Source organism: Pontibacter rugosus, from assembly GCF_042678745.1.
Taxonomy (GTDB): Bacteria; Bacteroidota; Bacteroidia; order Cytophagales; family Hymenobacteraceae; genus Pontibacter; species Pontibacter rugosus.
The window spans coordinates 1-3,134 of the sequence record NZ_JBHTLD010000339.1 but is presented as its reverse complement, the minus strand read 5'-3'; the positions used below and the strand labels follow the sequence as shown (position 1 = coordinate 3,134).

Genomic DNA, 3,134 nt, shown 5'->3' with positions numbered 1-3,134 from the left:
GTAATATTTGATATATGAAATTATCTGAATTTAAATTCGAACTTCCCGAAGACCTTTTAGCCACACACCCAAGCGAAAACCGTGACGAGTCGCGCATGATGGTAGTGCACCGTGACAGCGGGAAAATCGAGCACCGCATTTTCAAAGACATATTAGAGTACTTTGATGATGGCGATGTGATGGTGGTGAACGACACGAAAGTGTTTCCTGCCCGCCTGTATGGCAACAAAGAAAAGACTGGCGCTAAGATAGAGGTATTCCTGCTGCGCGAGCTTAACAAAGATATTCACCTTTGGGATGTGCTGGTAGATCCAGCCCGCAAAATCCGTGTAGGTAACAAGTTATACTTTGGCGAAAGCGACCTGGTAGCTGAGGTGATTGATAACACCACTTCCCGTGGTCGTACCATTAAGTTTTTGTTTGACGGACCTGATGAAGAGTTCTATAAAACTATAAACGATCTGGGCGAGACGCCGCTTCCAAAGTATATTAAGCGCGAGGCTGAACCAGAAGACCGTGAACGCTACCAGACAGTGTATGCGAAAAACGTAGGTGCTGTGGCCGCCCCTACAGCTGGCCTGCATTTCACAAAAGAAGTACTGAAGCGCCTGGAGATAAAAGGTGTTGACATGGCTCCGCTTACCCTGCACGTAGGCTTGGGTACCTTCCGCCCGGTAGATGTAGAAGACCTGACCAAGCACAAGATGGATTCAGAGAACTTTATGGTGCCTGCTGAAACCGCCGATCAAGTAAACAAGGCGCTGGACAACAAAAAGCGTGTATGTGCCATTGGTACTACTAGCATGCGTGCGCTGGAGTCTTCGGTGTCAGCTAACAGCCGCCTAAAGGCAAATGAAGGCTGGACAGATCGTTTCCTGTTTCCTCCTTATGACTTTAAAATCGCAAACAGCTTGCTTACAAATTTCCACATGCCAGAAAGCACCCTGCTTATGATGGCAGCTGCTTTTGGCGGATATGAGCTTGTAATGAAGGCGTATGAAGAGGCTGTAAAAGAGAAGTACCGCTTCTTTAGCTACGGAGATGTAATGCTGATTCTGTAAGTATAAAGAATTATAAACACAAAAGCCCTGGCCCCATAAGCCAGGGCTTTTGTGTTTATAAAGTATAATAGAAGCCGCTACAGGAGGCGCTGAACTCAACACACAAAAACCTATCTTTGCAGCATGGCAACTTTACCGGAATATGCAATTATTGTAGCAGGTGGTAGCGGCACCCGTATGCAGCACGATACCCCCAAGCAATTTATAGAAGTGGCAGGAAAGCCTGTGCTGATGCACACGATTGAGCGGTTTTATAAGTATAACCCACAGATCAGGCTGGTGGTAGTGTTGCCGCAGGAGCAGTTGAATGCCTGGCGCAGCCTTTGCCAGGAACATAGCTTTAAGCTTTTTCATATGACAGTTCCTGGTGGTGCTACTCGGTTTGCCTCTGTTAAAAATGGCTTGGACTCAGTGTATGGCGAGGCGTTGGTGGCGGTGCATGATGGCGTGCGGCCTTTTGTAGAAACAGCTACCATCAAAGCTGCTTTTGAAGTTGCAGCAACGTATGGCAACGCTGTGGTGACCGTCTCTCCTAAAGACTCTATACGTGAGCTAAAGGGCGAAGGAAGTACAGCTGTGCCAAGAGACAAGTATAAATTGGTGCAAACGCCGCAGTGTTTCCAAGCAGGTATACTTCGCAAAGCCTATGAGCAGCCCGAGCAGGAGTATTTTACAGACGATGCCTCGGTGGTGGAAAGTATAGGAGAAAGTATAACCTTAGTAGAAGGCAGCTATCGCAATATCAAAATCACCACACCAGAAGACCTTATACTGGCTGAGGCTTTCGCCAGGGAGTTAGGTTAGGGTTATGTTTACAGAAGTTATGAGGCTTACAAGATTTAGCTGGTGCCAAAGAGTACGTTTTCAGCGCAAAAGCGAGTCTGGAGACTCGTGTGCACTGGGCGTCACCGGTTGGATACCGGCGCCAGTTTGTTTTTTTGTCTAAAGTCTAGCATCTAAAATCTAATAAGCTACAGCACCGGCTGCCGCCCTGCCTCCAGGAAAGCTTGATTCTCCCGTACGCTTTCCGGCGTGATAGCTTCAAGTATAGGATTGGGTTTTGACAGGTTGAGCAGGTAGCCCTGCATGTGGTGCAGGTTCTGGAGATCGTGGGTAATGCAGAGTACAGTTTTGCCGCCTTTTACAACCCACTCCTGCAACAAGCTAAATACTTTGTTTTTGTAGAACACATCCAGCTGCTGTGTAGGCTCATCCAGTAAGTTTATAGTTGCATCCTGCAGCTTGAGTTGTGCCAGCCAAATTAGTTGTTGCTCTCCTCCGGAAAGTGTGGTAAAGTCCTGGTTTAGGAGGTGAGGTAGCTGCAACTGTGTAAGTATGTCGGCTGCCAGAGTATAATCATCGGCACTATAATCCTCAAAGAATCGCTTTTTCCGAAAAAGGCCCATCACCAGGAGGTCGTGTACTTTGATAGGAAAGTTCACCGTGCTTTTCTGCGGGAGGTAAGCCAGCAGGCCTTTACCAGATGCGTTTTTCAGGTGCCGGAGGTTCTGGCTCTGTGCTAATATTTCGCCCTCATAAGCTACTTTGCCCTGAAAGGCACGAAAAAGCGTAGTTTTCCCCGCGCCGTTGTGCCCTATTATGGCAACAAAAGCAGGAGAAGGTACAGAAAAAGAAAGGTTGCGAATCAAGGCCTTCTGGCCATAACCCGCAACCAAGTTTTTTACTTCAACGACCACAGCATCGCTCAATTAGAAATTAAAAATTATGAATTAGAAATGAGTGAAGAGAGTCCCCAAGGCGATTTCTAATTTTTAATTCTATGATTTCTAATTCGATTTTAGTACTCGTCTTCGTTAAACATGAAATCCTCTTTGGTAGGATAATCAGGCCAGATTTCTTCGATGTTTTCGTAAGGCTGTCCGTCGTCTTCCAGGGCTTGCAGGTTTTCTACAACCTCCATTGGGGCTCCAGAACGAATTGAAAAGTCAATCAATTCGTCTTTAGTTGCTGGCCAGGGTGCATCCTCCAGGTACGAAGCTAATTCAAGTGTCCAGTACATAATATTTTCTCCTTTAACTTATGGCTTTTTAAAATAGTCTGCAAAAGTATAAA

The 3,134-nt window shown here is 46.4% G+C and carries 4 protein-coding genes; 2 read left to right on the top strand and 2 right to left on the bottom strand.

The features are described from left to right. The first annotated feature begins 14 nt into the window (after window positions 1–14). Window positions 15–1,061 carry a tRNA preQ1(34) S-adenosylmethionine ribosyltransferase-isomerase QueA gene (gene queA, locus ACFQ2O_RS20835; RefSeq protein WP_377532675.1) on the top strand — a complete coding sequence of 349 codons (1,047 nt, stop codon included), beginning with the start codon at window positions 15–17 and terminating at the stop codon, window positions 1,059–1,061. Window positions 1,062–1,184: 123 nt separating this feature from the next. Beyond that, window positions 1,185–1,865 carry a 2-C-methyl-D-erythritol 4-phosphate cytidylyltransferase gene (locus ACFQ2O_RS20830; RefSeq protein ID WP_377532673.1) on the top strand — a complete coding sequence of 227 codons (681 nt, stop codon included), beginning with the start codon at window positions 1,185–1,187 and terminating at the stop codon, window positions 1,863–1,865. 167 nt (window positions 1,866–2,032) lie between these two features. Here ACFQ2O_RS20830 and ACFQ2O_RS20825 read toward each other — a convergent pair whose 3' ends face one another. After that, complete coding sequence (locus ACFQ2O_RS20825; RefSeq protein WP_377532671.1) at window positions 2,033–2,758, bottom strand: ABC transporter ATP-binding protein; 726 nt, start codon at window positions 2,756–2,758, stop codon at window positions 2,033–2,035. Window positions 2,759–2,859: 101 nt separating this feature from the next. Then, the gene (locus ACFQ2O_RS20820; protein ID WP_025608825.1) at window positions 2,860–3,081 is read right to left on the bottom strand and encodes a DUF2795 domain-containing protein; all 222 of its coding nucleotides are present in this window, start codon (window positions 3,079–3,081) and stop codon (window positions 2,860–2,862) included. Window positions 3,082–3,134: the final 53 nt, after the last annotated feature.

What these genes read in the sequence shown, in the direction of transcription:
- ACFQ2O_RS20830 (WP_377532673.1), top strand. Translation starts at nt 1,185, where the DNA reads ATGGCAACTTTACCGGAATATGCAATTATTGTAGCAGGTGGTAGCGGC.
- queA (WP_377532675.1), top strand. Translation starts at nt 15, where the DNA reads ATGAAATTATCTGAATTTAAATTCGAACTTCCCGAAGACCTTTTAGCC.
- ACFQ2O_RS20820 (WP_025608825.1), bottom strand. Translation starts at nt 3,081, where the DNA reads ATGTACTGGACACTTGAATTAGCTTCGTACCTGGAGGATGCACCCTGG.